Source organism: Rhizobium sp. ARZ01 (assembly GCF_014851675.1).
Classification (GTDB): domain Bacteria; phylum Pseudomonadota; class Alphaproteobacteria; order Rhizobiales; family Rhizobiaceae; genus Mycoplana.
In genome coordinates, this window is sequence record NZ_JACVAE010000002.1 from 159169 (window position 1) to 179180 (window position 20012).

Below are 20012 nucleotides of genomic sequence, written 5' to 3' on the forward strand. Positions count from 1 at the left end.
GAACTTTGTCGGTCGGGGCAACGGCCGCAACCCCGTGGGATCAAAGCCGGCCGGCTTCGATGATCCGCTTGAGGAAGGCTTGCGTGCGCTCGCCCTGCGGCGCTCCGAAGATCTGCGACGGTGGCCCCTCCTCGTAGACGACCCCGCCCTGAAGGAAGCAAACCTTGTCGGCCACCTCGCGGGCAAAGCCCATCTCGTGGGTGGCCAGCACCATCGTCATGCCCTTCTTGGCGAGATCGCGGACAATGTCCAGCACTTCGGAAACGAGTTCCGGATCAAGTGCCGAGGTGATCTCGTCGAGCAACAGCAGGGTCGGGTCCATCATCAGCGCGCGAACGATCGCCACGCGCTGCTGCTGGCCGCCGGAGAGGCGATCCGGATATTCGTTTGCCTTGTGATCCAGGCCGATGCGGGCAAGCAGCCCTTTCCCCTTCTCGACCGCCTCCTTCTTGTCCATGCCGAGCACCTTCAGCGGCGCCAGCGTGACATTCTCCATCACCGTCATGTGCGGAAAGAGATTGTAGCCCTGGAAAACGATGCCGATCTCGCGCCGCAGCATGTCTAGGTCGACGCCTGGGCCGGTGACGCGATCGCCATGCAGGCGAATTTCCCCTTCCTGGATCGACTCCAATCGATTGATGCAACGAAGAAGCGTGGACTTGCCGCAGCCGGAGGGGCCGATCAGGCAGACGACCTGATGTTCCTCGATGTCGAGGGAGATGCCGGCCAGAACTTCGACCGGTCCGTAGCGCTTGTATGCCTTGTCGATTTCGACGAGTGCCATGTCTCTGAATTCCTTGCCTGCCGGCTCACGAGCGCATCTTGCGGCGGTCGCGTTCAATCAACTTGTCGACGAAGCGGGCCTGCGGGATGGTGAGGACGATGAAGATGATCGCGACCGTCGTGACGGCGGAGAGGTTGAAATAGTTGCTGGCGATGATCTTCGACTGGTTGAAGGCGTCGATCGTGCCGATGATGGCAACGAGTGCCGTATCCTTCTGCAGGCTGATGCAGTTGTTCATCAGCGGCGGAACAATGCCGCGCACCGCCTGGGGAACGACCACGTAGCGCATCGTCTTGAAGTAGGAGAGGCCGAGGGAGCGGGCGGCGGCAATCTGGCTCGGGTGGACGCTCTCGATGCCGGCGCGGTAGACCTCGGACGTGTAGGCGCCGTAGGTCAGCGTCAGCGCGATGATTGCGTAAGCGTTCGACGACAGATCCTTCAGGATCGGCAGCCCGGTCAGTGGCAGGCCGAAGCCGATCAGATAGATGGTGATGATCGCCGGAAGCCCACGGAAGAGGTCACCGTAGATGATGGCGAGCGTGCGGATCGGTCGGCCCGCTTCGCCCGGCAGAGTGCGGGCAATGGCGACGACGAGCGCCCAGACCAGGATCAGGATGCAGGAAACGACGAAGATGAAAACGTTGGTGCCGAAGGCCTTCAGCACGGCGCCGGCGGATTTTGCAATCAGACCGACGTCGAAGAAGGTCCGGCTTACCGCCGCATCGTTTACGACGAGAAACCCGGCGAGCGCGCAGATGATCAGCAGCGCAGCCGAATAAGCGAGCGCCTTCCACGAGGTGTCGGACGCTTTTGCGCCAAGCTCGCGCCCAAGATAGATGTCCGAGGAACCGGCGGATTGCCGCGACAGTTGCACGGCCCGCAGTGCTACTGCGACTACGAGGATAGGAAAGGTGACCGCAAGGATCGAGACCAGATTGACCGGCATGGCCGACCAGCCCTGGATCAGGACGTAGTTGCGGATGGAATAGACCGTGTAGACAACGGCCAGAAGCGTGAGGATCGAGCAGATCAGCGACACGAGGGCGCGTCTGCCATGGGTTTTCACCTGGTTGCGAGCGCGCCAGTTGCTGGCGCGCTCTCCCCCGGCTTCGACAGCCGATATGGTCATGGGGTCTCTCTATTCTCGGTTCACTGCTTCCAGGCTGGGATGTCGTCCGGCGAGACACCGCCGAAGGATTCCAGCAGGTAGGCCTTCTCAAGCTGCTTCAGCGTACCGTCCGCCTTCAGCTCCTCCATCACCTTGTCGATGACCGGGTTGTTGGCCGAGCCCTTCTGATAGATGCCGGCCGTCTGGCCACCGGTGGAGTACTTGCCGAGCGTGACGAGCTTGCCGTTGGAGTTGGCAACCTGGCCGAGGACGATGCCGAGGTCGGTCATGACAGCGTCGACCTTGCCGGCGACAGCCGCGGTGAACATCGAACCCGTGTCGTCGAACACGTCAACCTGTTCGACCTTCAGCGTTTCCTGCAGGAACGGGATCATCGTCGTGCCGGCCTGGGTGCCCATGTGGCTCGTCTTGATCGTTTCCTCGTTCAGCGTCGAGCCGGCCTTCGCGGCGATGCCGTAGTCCGAGGAAGCATAGGGCATGGAGAAGTCGACGACCTTCTTGCGTGGCTCGGTGACCGAGATCAGCGCGAGCGCAATGTCGAAGTCCTTGTTCTGGCCGGCGACAATAGAATCAAACGAGGCGTTGACCAGCTTGACCTTGTCGAGGCCGAGACGGTGGGCGATGTTGACCGCCATGCAGAACTCGAAGCCGTCCTTGATCGTCTCCGGCGTGTCGCCGTTGAACTGACCCACGGCCGGCAGGTTGATGATGACGGTGAACTGACCCGGAACGGCCGGGGTGATCGAAGCCGTCCCCTTCTGGCCGGTCAGCGGGCAATCGCCGTAGCCTTCCGCTGCCATTGCCGTACCGGCAGAGAGGGCCAGCGAAGCGGCAAGCAAAGCACCGGTCGCAAAGCGTTTCGTGATGTTGGAAATGGTCATGGTTCCCTTCCTTTATAGTCGTTGGCTTGAGAGGATCTTCGTCTACAGGAGCGGCTCGGAGTTCTTCAGGGCAAGCTCGAGATAGACGGTCTGCAGGCGGCGCGTGATCGGGCCGGGCTTGCCGTCCGCAATCGTCCGATCCGCTATTCTTATGACCGGGGTTACAAGGCTGGATGCGCTGGTGAGGAAGGCTTCCTTCGCCTGATAGGCTTCCTCGACCGTGAACCGGCGCTCCTCGATCGGCGCATCCAGTTCTTCCGCAATTTTCAGAATGGCCTGCCGCGTGCAGCCGGGCAGGACGGCATGGGAGTTCGGCCGGACGATGATCTTGCCGTCGGCAGTGACGATATAGGCCGTCGAGGATGCCCCCTCGGTGACAAAGCCGTCTTCCGTCAACCAGGTCTCGTGAAAGCCCTTACCCTTGGCCTGCTTCTTCGCCAGCACCTGAGCAAGCAGCATAACGGTCTTGATGTCACGGCGGGCCCAGCGCTGATCTTCCTGCACGTCCACCGCGACACCGTTCTGCACGGATGCAGCCCCCCGCAGGTTCTTGGCCTGGGTGAAAGCGACGAAGGTCGGCTGCATACCGTCGGCGAATCCGAAGTCGCGATCGGCCGCGCCGCGCGTCACCTGCAGGTAGACGACGCCTTCGCGCAACTCGTTTCGACGGATCAGCTCAGCCTGAATCTTCACGATTTCGGCGACCGGTACCGGCAGCGGGATCATGATTTCCTTGAGCGACCGCTCCAGGCGGGCAATATGTAGGTCATTGTCGATGAGACGGCCGTCGATGACCGCGCTCACCTCGTAAATACCGTCGGCAAAAAGAAACCCACGATCGAAAATCGAAATCTGTGCAGCGTGCTCAGGCAGGTACTGCCCGTTCACATAAACGGTCCTGGTCAAGGCGAAAACCTCGGTAAATTGAGATGAAAAGTCCCTGGACCAAACGCTAGGGAAAAGGCTTCAGCCTGGCCAATGCTTTGTTTTTCAAGCTCTATGCATTTTTTGCATAGGACAATTTTTTGTGCTTTGATAAGTGGCGCATCCCACGAAGGAGAGGCCGGCCCCCTATGGAACTGAAATGGCTTGAGGATTTCACGACCCTGGCACAGACGCTCAGCTTCTCGAGAGCTGCGGAAGTGCGAAACGTGACGCAGTCGGCGTTCAGCCGGCGGATCAAGCAACTTGAGATGTGGCTCGGTGTCACGCTTGTCAGCCGTGCAACCTTTCCTGCCGAACTCACGCGCGAAGGCCGGGCGTTCCTGCCGGTTGCACAGGAGGCGATTCGGAACTTCCATGCGACGCGCGAGGCACTTCGCCCACAGAAGAACGATCAGACACTGACCTTTTCGGCACTCCACACGCTGACAGTAACGTTCTTCCCGGAGTGGCTCAGCGAGGTGAGCAAAAGGTTGGGCAACATTCGCTCCCGTCTCAGCCCCGACAAGGGAGGGATCGAGGAGAACATTGGGACGCTGGTGGATGGCGAGGCTGACTTTTTCCTGACCTATGCCCATCCCTCCGTGCCATTCCTGCTGGATTCACAACTCTTTCCCTACCGCATACTTGGGACGGAGCGGGTAATTCCGGTCTCCCGCCCGACTGCAGGCGGCCCGATGCTCGACCTGACGATCGAGAGCGGAGAAGCGGTTCCCTATCTCAGCTACGGCGACTTTTCCTTCTTCGGGGTAGCACTGTCGAGGCTCCTCGCGGCGCGGCCGGCGTTCAAGGCCCGGATCGTGCACGAAAACACGATCTCGATCGGCCTGAAGACGATGGCGCTTGCCGGCTGGGGGCTCGCCTGGTTGCCGGAAAGCCTGATACGCACGGAACTCGCGGAAGGCAGCCTGGTGCGGGCGAGCAACGATCCTGCCTGGGACTTCGAGACCCAGATCCGCATCTACCGGCACGCTGCCGCCGGCCGGCCGATCGTAGAAGCCTTCTGGCAGGCGATCCGTTCCTAATAGCGCGATGCGCTTCGGTTGCACTCAGCTGTGTTTCACCCGCTGTCGTCCCTCGAGAAGTTCGATCTGGATCTGCTGCAATTCCGCCAGCCGCTCCCATTGATGGGCCATCTGGTGGTCGATCATATCGTGCAACTGACGGATCTCGAGTTCGGCGCGCAGGTTGATCATGTAGTCGTTTTCCGCACGCAGGCGATCCTTCTCCTCCTGGCGCTTCTGGCTCATCATGATGACCGGCGCCTGCAGGGCGGCGATGCAGGAGAGCACAAGATTGAGCAGGATGAAGGGATAGGGATCGAAACCGCCCGCCAGCAAGCCGGTCACGTTGATGGTCATCCAGCCGACCAGCACAAGGCAGAAGGCGATGATGAAGCTCCAGGAACCGCCAAATGCGGCCACCTTGTCCGCCGCCCGCTGTCCGAATGTCTCTGTTTCCAGGTCCTTCCTCAGCGTGCTTGCCGCGCTGGCGTGGACGGAGGAGACGCCCATTTCGAAACTCTCAAGCACCTGGCGATCGAGATCGCTCAGTTCGCCGCGCTCCTGTTCGAGAAGGTCGGCCACATAGCGGCGACGGTAAAGCGACAGATCGGGACCGCAGATGCGGCTGTCCGCATTCCAGTCCTTCACGTCGCTGGCGATCAACTCGGAAATGCCGGGACGGATGGCGGAGGCGTGGTAGAGCCTGCCAGGGGCAAACAGCTTGCCGCAGACCGCACAGGGCTCCGTCCTGGTGCGGGCGCCACTTCCGTTCTTCCCCATCCGGATCGCCTCCTACACATCGGAAAGCGCGCAGAGTGCCTTTCCCGGCCGGAAAACTACAGCGGGCGGAGGCGAGCGGCAACTGTACGTCGCCGCTCGACCCGAAACGGCTTCAGGCGGTCGCGCCCTTGGTTCGCGTCTGGTGGATTTCGATCAGGCTCGGGCCATTACGCCGGGTTGCCGCCCCCAGTGCCGGGCCCAGCTCTGCGACGTCGGTGAGACGGACGGCCGGAACCCCATACGCCTTCGCGATATCAAGGAAGTCCGGCGCCGAGGGTCTTACGCCTTCCGGCTCAACCCCCGTTTCTACCATGTAGTTTTCGATTTCCTGATAACCGTCGTTGTTCCAGACGAGGAAGATGACCTTCGCGCCGGCATCAGCGGCCGAGCCGATCTCGGCCAGCGAAAACTGGAAGCCACCGTCGCCCGTGAGGCACACGACCGGGCGGTCCGGTGCGCCGATAGCAGCGCCCACCGCCGCCGGTGCGCCATAGCCGAGTGCACCGAACCCCGTTGCGGCGTTGAACCAGGACATCGGCCTTGCGACGTCGAGATAGAGATTGCCGGCATAGACGGCCTGCGTGGAATCGCCGACGACGATCGCATCGGGCAGCGCGTCGTAGACCATCCCCATGATGCCGATCTCCGTCTGGATCTTCGGCGAAAGTTCGTTCCATGCGGATTCCCGCGTTTTGCGGGCCTGCTCCGCGCCCTCGGTGCTATGGGCGGAGAGTAGCGGCAGGACGCCGTCGACCGCTGCTTGCACCGTCGAGAGAACAGGCAGGTCCGCCCGTGGCTCACGCGCCAGCTGCTGGGCGTCGATGTCGACCCGCACGAATTTCTTCAGCACCGGAAAGGCATCGTTGGCATACATGTCGTAGTCTGTCTGCCCCATCTCTGTGCCGAGACCGATGACGAGATCGGCTTCCGCGATCAGCGCCCGGGGCGCCTTGAGACTTGGGCTCGCCGGGACCCGCAGCGGGTGGCCCGACAGCATGCCGCGGGCATTCGTCGTCAGAACCACAGGTGCGTCCAGCTTTTCAGCCAGCGCAGTCACGGCCTTGTCCGCCGAGACAGCACCGCCGCCGCACATCAGCACGATGCGTTTTGCCTGGTTGCAAAGCGCGGCCAGTTCCTTGAGCGTTTCCGAATCCGCGCTCGGGCGCGCCGCGCGGGTTGCCTTCGGCACCATGTCGCCAGCCAGAAGCGGCATCACATCCGTCGGAATTTCGATATGAACCGGACCCGGTCGCGCGGAGCCCATGATCGAAAAGGCCTGGGCGATGACTGCGGGCAAATCCGCGGGATCGACCAGCGTGTGCGAATAGAGCGCAAAGCTCTTCATCATCGCCGCCTGGTCCGGCAGTTCGTGCAATAGGCCGCGGCCGTGGCCGAGCGAGTTGCGCCGGTTGACGCCGGAGATCACCAGCATCGGGATCGAATCCTGCCGGGCCTGCGCCATCGCCGTAATTGTGTTCGTGAGGCCCGGTCCGGTAATGACGAGCGCCACGCCCGGCTTACCGGTGACGCGGGCGTAGCCATCGGCCATGAAGCCTGCGCCCTGTTCATGGCGCGGGGTGATGTGCCGGATCTTCGATGAGGCAAGTCCCCGGTAGAGTTCGACGGTGTGCACCCCCGGAATGCCGAAGACGACGTCCACACCATTCGCCTCGAGGAGATCGACCATCGCCTCCCCGACTGTCTTGGCCCTCGTCATGCCCGCTTCTCCTTCTTAAGGCCCGATCGCGCGGCCAGGGCGGACATCCGCCGGCAGGCCTCGTCAATCTGGCCTTCCGGCACCGTCAGGCTGATGCGGACAAAGTCGGCCGCTCCCTCCCCGAACGAAGCTCCGGGCATGACGGCGACCTGCTCTTCGTTCAGCAGCGCCCAGGCAAACTCTTCACCATTCATGCCCGTTCCGGAGACATCGACGACGATGAACATGCCGGCCTCGGGCGGCAGCGGCAGCAACCCCGGCGCCTCGGCCAGGCTCGCAACGATACGATCGGCGCGGCCCTTGTAGGACGTGCGCATCCGCGCAGACGTGTCGATCGGATTGTCGAGTGCAAAGGCGGTCATATCGGCGATGAAGGGCTGCACGCCGAAGAGCATCGTTTCGGAAACCGAAAGCAGCCGGCTTGTGAACTCTTCCGGTCCGATTGCCCAGCCGCTACGGAAGCCGGGAGCAGCGTGAGACTTCGAAATCGACGAGCAGACAATCGTGCGCTCGGCAAGGTCGGGATTGTCGAAGGGAGAGACAAATCCGCCGGCGAAGACCAGTTCCTCATAGACCTCGTCACAAACGATCCAGAGATCGTGCTTGCGGCACACCTCGCCGATGGCGGCAATCTCGGCGGCGGTCAGCACCGCGCCGGTCGGATTGTGCGGTGTGTTGAGCAGGAGGACACGGCATTCCTGCGTGATTGCCCGCTCAAGGTCCGCCGCCTGCATGTGAAAGCCGTTTTCCGCGCGCAAGGGAACGGTTACCTGATCGGCGCCGGTGGCACGGATCACGCCTTCGTAAGTCGCATAGAGCGGATCGCCGACCAGCACGGCATCGCCCTTCTCGACGAGGCCGAGCATGACGGCGAAGAGGGCCGTCTGGGTGCCTGGGAAGCAAAGAACGTTGGCGCTCGTCACATCGGCGCGGCGCTTTTTGTACTTGCGAACCAATGCTTCGACGACCGGCGGCTCGCCACGGCCGTTGGAATAACGGTAGCGACCGGCATGCATCGCGCGCGTCGCTTCGGCGAGCAGGCTCTCATGCGGGGGCATATCCGGCTCGCCGATCGTCAGCTCGATGATCGGCTCGCCCTTACTCTTGCGCCGACGCGCTTCGATGTGGATCTCCCACTTTTCCGAGCCGAGGCTGGCCAGCCTGTCCGTAATGGATGCATACCGCATCGTCTTCCTCCCACTTACAATTCATTTACCGCCGGTGCGCCGATCGGCACGCCGATCAACGCCTCGACCGAAGAAAGCGCGATCCTGACAAGTTCGCTCTCCTCGAATAGTTCTCCCGCCAGGCAACCTTCAAGCCAGAGGCCGTCCAGCAGCCCGTTGATCGCAATAGCCAGGGCACGGCAGCGGGCCGCCCCTCCATCTTGTCCCTTGGCAGCCAGGAAATCCGCAAGCAGCCCCTCCAGCGCGTCACGAAAGCCCAGATAACCTTCGCGGTGGATCGCAGCGAGTTGCGGATCGACACTGACCTGACTGATGAATGCTGCCCATAGCGACAGGCTTCGGCTGTTTGCGACCGGTTCTGTCAGGTTGATGATGATAAACGAGCGCAGCCGTTCCTCAGGATCTCCGGTGACACGCGCGGCCTTTTCCGTCAGCCGTGCGATCACCACCCGGTAGGCTTCCTGGAGAATGTGCTCCTTGGAGGAGAAATAGTGCCGGATCAGCCCGGCGGTCACGCCGGCCTTGATTGCAATCTGCCGCACCGTCGCCCCCTGCAGTCCGCTCTCGGCAATGCAGTCGAGCGTCGCCTCGATCAGGTCGTGGCGGCGTTCGCTCTCCGGCGCGCGGTGGAAGGGGCGTCTCGTCATGCGGCTCGCCGGAGGACCGGCCGTGTGAGGCAGGTAGGCCCGCCCTCGCAGGCGATGCACAGCGCGTCGGCTTCGAAGGTCTCCACCAGGCAACCCGCAGCCTCCATCGCCGCTTTCGTCTTCGGGAAACCTTCGACCATGATCACCTCGTTCGGGCGCGTCGGAAGCACGTTCAGGCTCAGTCCGTTGCTGGCATGGAACTCGTCGGCCGGCGCCTCGATCAGGCGGATGCCGCGTGCCTTCAGGAGCTGGTAGAAAGCGGCCGGCAGGAGCGGCGCGAAGACGAGCGCGAGGTCGCCGGCAAGCGGGCTCATCACGCTCATCAGGTGCAGGCAGGCCGCCTCCCCCTGCCATAGCGGTAGGTCATAGGCCAGCACTGAGATGCCGTGCGGTGCGAGCATGCGCATCAGTTGGTCGATGCCCTCCTGATTGGTTCGCACGCCGCGGCCGACGACGAGCGTCTTGGCGTCCAGCCAGATGCAGTCGCCGCCCTCGACCGTTCCCGGCGCCTCGATACGGCCGAGGATGGGAATCTGCCGCTCGGCATAGGCCTTCTCGTGCAACTCGGTCTCGTTCGCCCGAAGCGGCTTGCCCATGCGCAGGATGATCGCGCCGTGGTCGGACATGAGCGACGGGTCGTGGGTGAACATGGCATCGGCAAGCCCATCGCCAGAATCCTCCAGCCAGATGATCTCCGTCCCCGACTTTTCCACGAGCCGTGCGAACTCCGCATACTGGCGCAACGCCTTCTGCCCGTCGAAAGTCGGCCCGTAGTGCCATTTGGCCGGATCGGCGGCGACCAGGCTCGGGCCAGGTCGGCGCATAAGCACGCGCAAAAGCGGAGCTGACATTTCCTGGGAACCGAACGTGGGCATCAGCTACTCCTTTGACGGAAAACGGGTTTTGGCGGGGTCGCGCAAAAAGTCTGCGGCGCGGTTATTATACGCTTGAACAATTACGCCACAAGTGCAACGATGGTGTCAATGGAAGGACGTGACGGGCCGAAGATGCCCGCGCGAAAGGAAGCACCTGGCCGCAAAGGCACGGTTGCGAAAAACAACAGGGGAAGAAATGCGCATGACTCATGCCGTGTTCTGCTGTGCGTCGGAGAACCGTATCCGATGACGGATCGCGCCGAGGCAATCGCAGTCGAAAACCTGCATAAGCGCTTCGGACCGCTCGAGGTCCTAAAGGGGGTTTCCCTCACGGCACACGAAGGCGATGTCATCGCCATCATCGGCGGCTCCGGCTCGGGCAAATCCACATTCCTTCGCTGCATCAACATGCTGGAACTGCCGAGCGCAGGATCGGTAACGATTCATGGCGAGACGATCGCCATGAAGAAGGATGGCCATGGCGGCCTGGTGCCGGCCGACCGAAAGCAGGTGGAGCGCATCCGCTCGCGCCTCGGCATGGTCTTCCAGAGCTTCAATCTCTGGCAGCACATGACCATCCTGGAAAACGTCATCGAGGCGCCCGTGCACGTGCTGGGCGTGCAGAAGGCCGAAGCGATCGAACGCGCGGAAGCGATCCTTCGCCGTGTCGGCCTCTTTGAGAAGCGCGATGCCTATCCCGCATTCCTCTCCGGCGGCCAGCAGCAGCGCGCGGCAATCGCCCGGGCACTCGCTGTCCAGCCGCATGTCATGCTCTTCGACGAGCCGACCTCCGCGCTCGATCCGGAACTGGTGGGTGAAGTGCTGAGCGTGATCGGCGATCTGGCGAAGGAAAAGCGCACGATGATCCTCGTGACGCACGAAATGAAGTTCGCGCGCAATGTGGCCAACCACATCGTCTTTCTCGCCAATGGCGTGATCGAGGAACAGGGCCCGCCCGAGGAGATATTCGGCGCACCAAAATCGGAACGATTGAAGAAGTTTATCAGCTCCATCCACTGAAAGTAAAAATAACCAACAGAGGGGAAAAAGCATGAAGACTGCATTGAAGACGATCGCACTGGCCGCCGTCATCGGCCTTGCCGGCATCACCGGTGCCGCCGCGGCGGAACTGAAAGTCGGCGTTGCCGCCGAGCCCTATCCGCCGTTCACCGCACCCGATGCCTCGGGCAAATGGGAAGGCTGGGAAGTGGACTTCATGAACGCCGTGTGCGCTGAAGCCAAACTCGAATGCGTGCTGACCCCGGTTGCCTGGGACGGCATCATCCCGGCGCTCACCTCCGGCAAGATCGACATGATCATCAGCTCCATGTCGATCACCGCCGAACGCCAGAAGACGATCGACTTCTCCGACAAGTACTACAACACGCCCACCGGTGTGATCGGGCCGAAGGGCGTAGCCTTCGAGGCGACACCGGAGAGCCTTGCCGGCAAGACAATCGGCGTCCAGGTCGCGACCATCCATCAGGCTTATGCCAACCATTACTTCGGCGCGACGTCGACGTTGAAGGAATATCAGACCCAGGACGAAGCCAACAATGACCTGGCGGCCGGCCGCCTCGATGCTGTCCAGGCCGACTCCATCGCGCTCAGCGACTTCCTGAAGACCGATCAGGGCAAGGACTGCTGCGATCTCAAGGGCCTCGTGAAGGACGACCCGGCCATCCTCGGTGCCGGCGTCGGCGTCGGCTTGCGCAAGGGCGAAACCGAGCTGAAAGACAAGCTCAACGCCGCGATCAAGGCGATCCGCGCAAACGGCACTTACGATACCATCACCAAGAAGTACTTCGACTTCGACGTCTACGGCGACTGATCGCCGTCGACTGGCGCGCTTTAGGAGAGGCGCGCCAGTCTCCTGACCTTTGAATGCTAAAAACCACAAAAGGGAACAGCATGAAGAAGACTGCGAAGATCGTTGTGGCGGCCGCGGCCCTTGGGATCATCGCCGCAGCAGGCGCCGCCTCTGCGGAAACGATCAAGGTCGGCTTGGCGGCCGAACCCTATCCGCCGTTCACCTCGCCAGACGCGACGGGCAACTGGCAAGGCTGGGAGATAGATTTTCAAAAGTCACTCTGCGCCGAAGCCAAGCTCGACTGCGTTATTACCCCGGTTGCCTGGGACGGCATCATTCCGGCGCTTACGTCGAAAAAGATCGACGTCATCATCGGCTCGATGACGATTACCGAAGAGCGGATGAAGACCATCGATTTTTCCGATCGGTACTACAAGACACCGAGCGGCGTCATCGGCACGAAGGGTGCGGCGTTCGAGCCTACGCCGGAGGGGCTCGCCGGGAAGACGATCGGCGTCCAGGTATCGACCACGCAGGAAGTCTACGCGAACAAATACTTCAGCGGCAATGGCACGACCGTGAAGGTCTACCAGACACAGGACGAGGCGAACCAGGATCTGATCGCCGGGCGCATCGACGCCGTGCAGGCCGATCTGATACCGCTCGAGGACTTCCTCAAGACGGAGGAAGGCAAGGCGTGCTGTGAGATGAAGGGCGTGGTCAAGGACGATCCGGCGACCCTGGGTGCCGGCACCGGCATCGGCCTCCGCAAGGGGGAGGACGAACTTAAGGCCAAGCTCAACGCTGCGATCAAGGCGATCCGGGCCAACGGCACCTATGCCGAGTTCTCGAAGAAGTACTTCAGCTTCGACATCTACGGCGAATGATGCGTCACGACCTGCGCCGCGGGAAGCGCGGCGCAGCTTCCTTGGTACTGTCAACGACTTCTCCGCCGGGCGACCGGCCGGATTCATACGGATACAAGGTTCATGGCGACCGATCCCGGTAGTTTGATCAACTGGAGTCTCCTGGCACTCGAGCCCCCCGGCTGGGGCGGCGTGCTGCTGGGAGGGCTTGCCAACTCGATCAAGATCGCGGTCGGCGGCTATGCGCTCGGGCTCATGCTCGGAACCGGCGGCGCTTTCGGCAAGCTCTATGGCGGACCCGTGCTGAAGGATCTGCTCGAGGTCTACACGACCCTCGTGCGAGCTATTCCGGAACTCGTCCTGATCCTGCTCCTCTACTACGCGGGGACGGATCTTCTGAACCAGTTGATGTCGGTGATGGGTTATGGCCCGATCGACATCAGCGGGCTCGCAGCCGGCATCTTTGTCATCGGCGTCGTCCAAGGCGCCTATTCGACAGAGGTGCTGCGCGGGGCGATCAAGGCCGTGCCGGCCGGGCAGATCGAGTCTGCCCGCGCCTTCGGCATGTCGCCCACACAGATCATGCGGCGCGTGACGCTTCCCGCCATGCTGCCGCATGCCATTCCCGGTCTCTCCAATCTCTGGCTGATCGCCACGAAGGACACGGCCCTTCTCGCCGTCGTCGGCTTCAGCGAACTGACGCTCGTGACACGCCAGGCTGCCGGCACCACCAAGGCCTACCTGCTGTTCTTCTGCGCTGCCGGCGCCCTCTATCTCGCCATTACGCTCATCTCGAACGTCATCATCCGCATCATTGAAGCCCGCGCGCGGCGCGGCATGGTGGCGGCGGCATGATGAGCGAGGGCAACACGATCGACGCCATGGCGCTCACCGAACTGCCGAACCGGCAGGGCTTTTTCAAGCCGCACCGAATTGCGCTGTTGGCAATCGCGGCGATCATGGTCTTCTGCGCCGTCTGGTTCATGCGCTGGGACTGGTTGCCGGAATATGCCGGACGCCTCCTGTCAGGCGTCGGCGTCACACTGCTGATGCTTTTCAGCACCTGCATCCTCGGTTTCCTCTTCGCGCTGCCAATCGGCCTCGTACAGGTCACCGGCCCCTGGCCACTGAAGATGCTCGCCAAGAGCTTCTGCACGATCATCCGCGGCACGCCGCTCCTGCTCCAGCTTTGGCTCCTCTACTACGGCCTTGGGTCACTGTTTCCGCAATTTCCGGCCATCCGGGCCTCCTTCCTTTGGCCTTACCTACGCGAGGCATGGCCCTACGGCGTCGCGGCCCTGACGATCTCGTTCGCCGCCTACGAAGGCGAGGTCATGCGCGGCGCCTTTGCCGGCGTTCCCGCTGGCGAACTGGAAGCCGCCCGCGCCTATGGCATGAGCCGCTGGAAGGTATTCCGTCGCATCTGGCTTCCTCGCGCGATCCACCGGGCCTTGCCGACATTGAACGGCGAGACGGTGCTGCAACTGAAATCGACGCCGCTCGTCGCCACCATTACCGTGATCGACGTCTACGCCGTCATTTCCAAAATCCGGCAGATGACCTATCTGACCTATGAGCCGCTGCTGTTGCTTGCGCTCATCTATCTTTGCCTGACCGCCATCCTCGTCGTGGCGTTCCGCTATCTCGAAAACAAGATCCCCACCCGTGGTGCCTGACATGAACATTCGCGCTTCCCTTACCAATGCTATCCCGGAACTGGTCGCCATCCGCCGTGATCTGCACGCCCATCCGGAACTCGGGCTCGAGGAGGTGCGCACCTCCGAGGTTATTGCACGGCACCTGGAGAGCTATGGTTACAAGGTGACGCGCGGGCTGGCGAAGACCGGCCTGGTGGCGACGCTCTCAAATGGCACCAGCCGCAAATCGATCGGCATTCGCGCCGACATCGATGCGTTGCCGATCCTTGAGGAGACGGGCCTGCCCTATGCCAGCAAGACGCCCGGCCTAATGCACGCCTGCGGGCATGACGGCCATACGGCCATGCTGCTCGGCGCGGCGCGCACGATTGCCGAGAGGAGGAACTTCGACGGGACCGTGCACCTGATCTTCCAGCCGGCCGAGGAGAACTTCGGCGGGGCGAAGATCATGGTCGAGGAAGGCCTGTTTGACCGCTTCCCCTGCGACGCCGTCTTTGCCCTTCACAACGAGCCAGGCCTGCCCTTCGGTCAGTTCGCCCTTCGCGAAGGCCCGATCATGGCCGCCGTCGACGAGGCGCGCATTACGGTCAACGGCCGCGGCGGCCACGGAGCCGAGCCGCAGGAGACAGCCGATCCGATCGTCGCGGGAGCTTCGATCATCATGGCGCTGCAGACGATCGTGTCGCGCAACATCCACCCGCTCGATCCCACCGTCGTCACCGTCGGCTCCTTCCATGGTGGTTCGGCAAGCAACATCATCCCGGAGCGGGCCGAGATCGTCGTCGGCATCCGCTCCTTCGATCCAGCCGTTCGTGACGAGTTGGAGCGACGGATCAAGCTGATCGCCCAGCGCCAGGCCGAAAGCTACGAGATGAGTGCCACCGTGAACTACATGCGCAGCTATGATGCCACCATCAACCACAAGGTCGAAACCGACCTGCTGCGCGACCTCGCCGTCCGTTTCGCCGGCGCCGATAAGGTCGTCGACCTGCCACGTCCCTTCATGGGCAGCGAGGACTTTGCCTATATGTTGAAGGAGCGCCCCGGCAGCTACTTCTTCCTCGGCGCAAAGGTCTCCGACAAGGATCGGCCGCTGCATCATCCCGGCTTCAATTTCAACGATGACCTGCTGCCGATCGGCGCAGCTTTCTGGACGGAACTCACTGAGAGCTATCTCAGGCCCGCTTGAAGCCAGGGGTAACGACTATTCTTTGAGAGAGCGGCGCTAAAGGATGCGCCGCTTTCCTTTTGAGGTGCGCGGGACCTTCAAAGGACGTAGCCCTTCCCCCTGCGCGGCCCCGTTTTGGGCGAGGCGAACCTACGTTCGAGGTACATCAAGGGTTGTTTCGCAGCCTTGGAAGGCCAGAATTTGCTCGCTGCTTTTCAGCAGTCAACAAATCGTGACGATTTTTCGTTTGACACCCCACTTAACACACGTGGGGTTTGCCCCATATGATTCGATTGCTGCACGAGGATGTCCGATGTTCCCCGCAACCAAAGGACCTCACCATGAAGACATTCGTTGTATCGATTGCTGTCCTGGCCGTTTCGGCCACTGGTGCATTTGCAGTTACCGGAAACTTTGATCGCGCAAGATTCGGAGATCCGATCATCGCGTCGAACGAAAGCATGATCGACCAGACCGTGACCGGATCGGTCGATCCGCAAATTTGTAAGTTTGGTGTAAAGACGGTCCGGCGTTGCGTCGATCCTTCGGCCAAACCAACGGAAGCGGGCGCCCGCAAGGACTAAGCCCCTTTCGAGAATTGACGACCCCAGATGACCGCCTGCGGCTGGCGGTCAGACGGCGGAACCACAACACCGACCTTTCCGCGTCGGTCCCGCGACCAGATTGGGCACCTGTCCACGCCACTTCGTCCCTCACCTCAAGGCGCAGTGGCGTGGCGCGTCCGCGACATTTCAGTCCACCGCGGCGCTGGACCGTCTCCATTTTGGAGACGATCTGGTGACATCGTTTATATTAGGATCTCTTAAAATAAAATGATCGGGGCCCCATATACGCGCTGGGCGCGAGGGATTGTATGGGACATACCACCACCCCGAGGACCTCGACATGAAACTCCTAGCCATTGCTGTTGCGGCGCTGGCGCTGTCTGCAACTGTTGCCTTTGCCTTCCCGGAAAGTTTCGGTCTGCCTCACTTCGTCCAGGTTGACCAGTGGTTGGGCGACGCCGATGTCGACCAAGAGAAAACGGGATCGATCACCCAAGTACCTTGCAAAGGCGTGCAAGCGACCGACAGGCATTGCACATATCGCGACGGAAGGAACGCTCGCGAGCAGATGCCGCTGAAGTGAAGCCGTGTGGTGCACATCCTGACCAGAACCGCGACGGGACGCCACCCCTTCGCCTGCCGATTTGTCGCGCGTGCGGATAACGTCGCGCTGTGACAACCTGTCGTTCAGATCAGAATTGACGTTTCACCATTCCGCACCACATTCTTTGTCGTGTTCGTGCCATGTGCGCGGTACCGCTTTCGGTCGGCATGGTCAACCGAGGAAGGACGCAAGATGCTCGACGCCGCCCTGCTTGCCCGGTTTCAGTTCGCCTTCACGGTGTCATTCCACATCATCTTTCCCGCCTTCTCGATCGGCCTTGCAAGTTATCTGGCGGTGCTGAACGGGCTCTGGCTCTGGAAGAAGGACAAGGTTTATCTTGAACTTTTCAATTTCTGGAAGACGATCTTTGCCCTCACCTTCGCCATGGGCGTCGTGTCAGGCATCGTCATGTCCTATCAGTTCGGCACCAACTGGTCCGTCTTCTCGGACAAAGCAGGCCCAGTGATCGGGCCGCTGATGGGCTACGAAGTGCTAACGGCGTTTTTCCTTGAGGCCGGCTTCCTAGGGATCATGCTGTTCGGGCTGAACCGGGTCGGCTCCGGGCTGCACTTCTTCGCCACCTGCATGGTCGCGCTCGGCACGCTGATTTCGGCCACGTGGATCCTCGCGGCAAACTCCTGGATGCAGACCCCTGTCGGGTTCACCATGAATGACACCGGGCAATTCGTCCCCACCGACTGGTGGGCCGTGGTGTTTAGTCCATCTTTCCCCTATCGGCTCGTGCATATGGTGCTCGCAGCCTACCTCACGACTGCGTTCGTGGTTGGCGGTGTCGGTGCATGGCACCTTCTGAGGAATACCGCCCCAAGACGTTCACACACGATGTTCTCGATGGCCATGTGGATGGCAGCCATCGTCGCGCCAATCCAGATCTTCGCTGGCGACGCGCACGGCCTGAACACGCTGGAACACCAGCCAGCGAAGGTCATGGCCATGGAGGGCCACTTCAACAGCCATCCTGACGGCGCGCCGTTGATCCTGTTCGGCATTCCAAATCAGGCCGAGAAGCGGGTGGGGTATGCGGTCGAGATTCCGAAGCTGTCGAGCCTGATCCTCAAACACAGCCTCGATGCGCCGCTTGCTGGCCTCGATACGGTGCCGGACGAACTGGAGCCGCCGGTGGCCATCGTCTTTTGGGCCTTCCGTGTCATGGTCGCCATCGGATTTTCGATGCTTGGTCTCGGGCTCTGGTCGCTCTGGTGCCGCTGGCGTGGCACGCTCGCCACCAATCGCGCGCTGCATCGTGTAGCGGTCGTGATGGGGCCGGCGGGCTTCGTTGCTGTCCTGTGCGGGTGGATCACCACCGAAGTCGGCCGCCAGCCCTTCACCGTCTACGGGCATCTTCTAACCGCGCAATCACATTCGCCTATCGATACCCCTGCCGTCGCGACGTCACTGATTGCGTTCATCATCGTTTACTTTCTCGTTTTCGGCGCGGGTACCTTCTACATCCTGCGACTGATGGGGCGCCTACCGCGCGACCCGATGCCGGAATTGGAAGATGGTCCAATTCGCTCGGCGGGCATCACGCCGGCCGCGGCTGTTGCCGAAAGGGGGGGCAAACGCCATGACCGTTGATCTTCCCTTCATCTGGGCCGCGATCATAGCTTTCGCCGTGTTGGCCTATGTCGTGCTGGACGGGTTCGATCTCGGGATCGGCATACTCTTCCCGTTCTTCCCGGAAAAACAAGACCGCGACGTGATGATGAATTCCGTCGCGCCGGTGTGGGATGGCAACGAGACCTGGCTGGTGCTGGGCGGCGGCGGGCTGATGGCCGTCTTTCCGCTCGCCTATGCGACGATCCTGCCTGCGCTCTACATCCCTCTCATCGCAATGCTGCTCGGCCTGATTTTCCGCGGCGTCGCATTCGAGTACAGGTGGCGTACCCGACGCGGCGAGTTTCTCTGGAACGGCGCATTCGCCGGCGGCTCCATGGTCGCCGCCTTCGCTCAAGGCATCGCACTCGGTGCCCTTGTCCAGGGTATTCCGGTTGAAAACCGCGCCTATGTCGGTGGCTGGTGGGACTGGCTTACGCCTTTCTCCATCGCCACTGGCCTGGCCCTCCTGGTCGGTTACGCGCTTCTCGGATCCACCTGGCTGGTGATGAAGACGAGCGGCGACCTCGCCGTCCGTGCTCGTGCGTTCGCCCTTCGCGCCGCGATCGGGACGCTTGCGGCAATGGGTATCTTCAGTTTGTGGACTCCCTTCCTCGAACCCGCCTATCTGAACCGCTGGTTCGGCTGGCCGACAGCCGTTTTCAGCATCATCGTGCCGCTGCTCGTGCTCGGCTGCTTCCTTCTGTTGCTGCGCGGCTTGCGGAGCCAGCACGACAGTCAGCCCTTCCTCGCCGCACTCGGGCTGTTCCTGCTCGGCTTCATCGGCATCGGGATCAGCTTCTATCCGTACATCGTACCCACCTCGGTGACGATCTGGGAGGCTGCCGCACCGAACGAAAGCCTCGGCTTCCTGCTCGTCGGCGCTTTGGTGCTCGTACCAATCATCCTCGCATACACCGCCTATGCTTACTGGGTCTTCCGCGGCAAGGTCGATCCAGAGGAGGGATACCATTGATGGCCCTGAGCGGAATGGGGCGAAAGCTCCTGTGGTTTGTTGGTCTGTGGATTGCCGGCGTCGTTACTGTCACCCTCGTTGGCCTCGTCCTCAAGCTCGCGCTCGGTGCCTGAGAGAGGGGCGCGCCCCCCAGAGAATGTGCTTGTTTTCAACCCGTTCCGAGGCCGTCGGCGCCATCAATCGCCTCGATCCCGCGATCGCCTCACCTAAGGTAAGCCCGCCACAAACAATGCAACCCTTTAGTGTTTGTTAATTTAAGTTTCGCTCAAGCTTCGTGATCTAGGTTGTCCTTGGCCAGCATATGGGACCGCCAGATAACAGGAACAGGACCGCACCCTCCCTGTCTTCTCGCGGTCCCTATGTGGCACAGCGCCGCCGCACGCGCTTTCATCTTCCCTGTCTCCTCTCGCTTTGTTACAGCCATCCGCAACAGCCGCGGGGCAAGCGAGCACCCGAACAAAAGCGGAGACAGAAAAATGCCTGAGACTGCAGCCGAATGCCGGACCATGGCGGACATCCGCGAGAACATCGACCGGATCGATCGCGCGCTGATGCAGCTTTTCGCCGAGCGCTGGACCTTCATCGGCCGGGCAGCAGAGATCAAGGCGGAATTAGGCCTGAAGGCTGACATCCCGGCCCGCGTCGATGAAGTCCGCGCCAATGCGCGCGTAAACGCCCGGCAACACGGTCTAGATGAGGCATTCTACGACGACCTGTGGAGCAGGCTGATTCAGCACTCGATTGCCCACGAGGCTGAGCGGCTCGGAGAATGAGGTCCTCGCTGAGCCACGCGCGGCAGGA

Annotated in this window: 21 protein-coding genes; 12 read left to right on the forward strand and 9 right to left on the reverse strand. The window is 61.8% G+C overall.

The features are described from left to right. Positions 1-40 precede the first annotated feature (40 nt). Genes IB238_RS14930 through IB238_RS14945 form a run of 4 tightly spaced genes read right to left on the reverse strand, consistent with a single transcriptional unit; the run spans position 41 to position 3700 of the window. Positions 41-784, reverse strand: coding sequence for an amino acid ABC transporter ATP-binding protein (locus IB238_RS14930; RefSeq protein ID WP_192248265.1), 744 nt, complete (start codon positions 782-784; stop codon positions 41-43). A 25-nt stretch (positions 785-809) separates the two neighbouring features. Then, positions 810-1913, reverse strand: a complete 1104-nt coding sequence (locus tag IB238_RS14935) for an amino acid ABC transporter permease (protein ID WP_192248267.1) — start codon at positions 1911-1913, stop codon at positions 810-812. Between the two features lie 20 nt (positions 1914-1933). Further along, positions 1934-2794, reverse strand: coding sequence for an ABC transporter substrate-binding protein (locus IB238_RS14940; protein WP_192248270.1), 861 nt, complete (start codon positions 2792-2794; stop codon positions 1934-1936). Between the two features lie 42 nt (positions 2795-2836). After that, positions 2837-3700, reverse strand: a complete 864-nt coding sequence (locus IB238_RS14945; RefSeq protein ID WP_192248273.1) for a D-amino-acid transaminase — start codon at positions 3698-3700, stop codon at positions 2837-2839. A 167-nt stretch (positions 3701-3867) separates the two neighbouring features. Between IB238_RS14945 and IB238_RS14950 the strand changes: the two genes are divergently transcribed. Then, positions 3868-4761, forward strand: coding sequence for a LysR substrate-binding domain-containing protein (locus tag IB238_RS14950; RefSeq protein WP_192248275.1), 894 nt, complete (start codon positions 3868-3870; stop codon positions 4759-4761). Between the two features lie 24 nt (positions 4762-4785). On the opposite strand, the gene IB238_RS14955 is transcribed toward IB238_RS14950, so the two are convergent. The 5 genes from IB238_RS14955 to IB238_RS14975 all read right to left on the reverse strand — a co-directional run bounded on the left by IB238_RS14955 (position 4786) and on the right by IB238_RS14975 (position 9946). Beyond that, complete coding sequence (locus tag IB238_RS14955) at positions 4786-5520, reverse strand: DUF1003 domain-containing protein (RefSeq protein ID WP_192248278.1); 735 nt, start codon at positions 5518-5520, stop codon at positions 4786-4788. Between the two features lie 112 nt (positions 5521-5632). Then, complete coding sequence (locus tag IB238_RS14960; RefSeq protein WP_192248281.1) at positions 5633-7237, reverse strand: 5-guanidino-2-oxopentanoate decarboxylase; 1605 nt, start codon at positions 7235-7237, stop codon at positions 5633-5635. Then, positions 7234-8424 (reverse strand): pyridoxal phosphate-dependent aminotransferase, encoded by a 1191-nt coding sequence (locus IB238_RS14965; RefSeq protein WP_192248284.1) that lies wholly within the window; start codon positions 8422-8424, stop codon positions 7234-7236. The genes IB238_RS14960 and IB238_RS14965 overlap by 4 nt, the downstream gene beginning before the upstream one ends. A gap of 14 nt (positions 8425-8438) precedes the next feature. Further along, positions 8439-9071, reverse strand: a complete 633-nt coding sequence (locus IB238_RS14970; RefSeq protein ID WP_192248287.1) for a TetR family transcriptional regulator C-terminal domain-containing protein — start codon at positions 9069-9071, stop codon at positions 8439-8441. Then, positions 9068-9946, reverse strand: coding sequence for an arginine deiminase family protein (locus tag IB238_RS14975; protein ID WP_192248290.1), 879 nt, complete (start codon positions 9944-9946; stop codon positions 9068-9070). The genes IB238_RS14970 and IB238_RS14975 overlap by 4 nt, the downstream gene beginning before the upstream one ends. Before the next feature lie 246 nt (positions 9947-10192). Here IB238_RS14975 and IB238_RS14980 point away from each other — a divergent pair, with 246 nt between their 5' ends. The 11 genes from IB238_RS14980 to IB238_RS15030 all read left to right on the forward strand — a co-directional run bounded on the left by IB238_RS14980 (position 10193) and on the right by IB238_RS15030 (position 19984). Next, the gene (locus IB238_RS14980; protein ID WP_192248293.1) at positions 10193-10966 is read left to right on the forward strand and encodes an ABC transporter ATP-binding protein; all 774 of its coding nucleotides are present in this window, start codon (positions 10193-10195) and stop codon (positions 10964-10966) included. Between the two features lie 31 nt (positions 10967-10997). Next, positions 10998-11777: a transporter substrate-binding domain-containing protein gene (locus IB238_RS14985; RefSeq protein WP_192248296.1), complete on the forward strand. Its 780-nt coding sequence runs from the start codon at positions 10998-11000 to the stop codon at positions 11775-11777. Positions 11778-11857: 80 nt separating this feature from the next. Next, positions 11858-12643 carry a transporter substrate-binding domain-containing protein gene (locus IB238_RS14990; protein ID WP_192248299.1) on the forward strand — a complete coding sequence of 262 codons (786 nt, stop codon included), beginning with the start codon at positions 11858-11860 and terminating at the stop codon, positions 12641-12643. 102 nt (positions 12644-12745) lie between these two features. Further along, a complete protein-coding gene (locus IB238_RS14995; RefSeq protein ID WP_192248302.1) occupies positions 12746-13477 on the forward strand; it encodes an ABC transporter permease in 732 nt (243 codons plus the stop codon). Beyond that, positions 13477-14298 (forward strand): ABC transporter permease subunit, encoded by an 822-nt coding sequence (locus IB238_RS15000; protein ID WP_192248305.1) that lies wholly within the window; start codon positions 13477-13479, stop codon positions 14296-14298. Before IB238_RS14995 ends, IB238_RS15000 begins: the two co-directional genes overlap by 1 nt. Position 14299: 1 nt before the next feature. Continuing rightward, positions 14300-15469: a M20 aminoacylase family protein gene (locus IB238_RS15005; RefSeq protein WP_192248307.1), complete on the forward strand. Its 1170-nt coding sequence runs from the start codon at positions 14300-14302 to the stop codon at positions 15467-15469. A 320-nt stretch (positions 15470-15789) separates the two neighbouring features. Next, a complete protein-coding gene (locus IB238_RS15010) occupies positions 15790-16032 on the forward strand; it encodes a hypothetical protein (RefSeq protein WP_192248309.1) in 243 nt (80 codons plus the stop codon). A gap of 322 nt (positions 16033-16354) precedes the next feature. Further along, positions 16355-16597: a hypothetical protein gene (locus tag IB238_RS15015; protein ID WP_192248311.1), complete on the forward strand. Its 243-nt coding sequence runs from the start codon at positions 16355-16357 to the stop codon at positions 16595-16597. 213 nt (positions 16598-16810) lie between these two features. Next, the gene (locus IB238_RS15020; RefSeq protein WP_192248313.1) at positions 16811-18217 is read left to right on the forward strand and encodes a cytochrome ubiquinol oxidase subunit I; all 1407 of its coding nucleotides are present in this window, start codon (positions 16811-16813) and stop codon (positions 18215-18217) included. Next, complete coding sequence (gene cydB / locus IB238_RS15025) at positions 18207-19211, forward strand: cytochrome d ubiquinol oxidase subunit II (protein WP_192248315.1); 1005 nt, start codon at positions 18207-18209, stop codon at positions 19209-19211. The genes IB238_RS15020 and cydB overlap by 11 nt, the downstream gene beginning before the upstream one ends. Positions 19212-19687: 476 nt before the next feature. Next, entirely contained in the window at positions 19688-19984 is a 297-nt protein-coding gene (locus IB238_RS15030) for a chorismate mutase family protein (protein ID WP_192248317.1), read from the forward strand. The last annotated feature ends 28 nt before the right edge of the window (positions 19985-20012 follow it).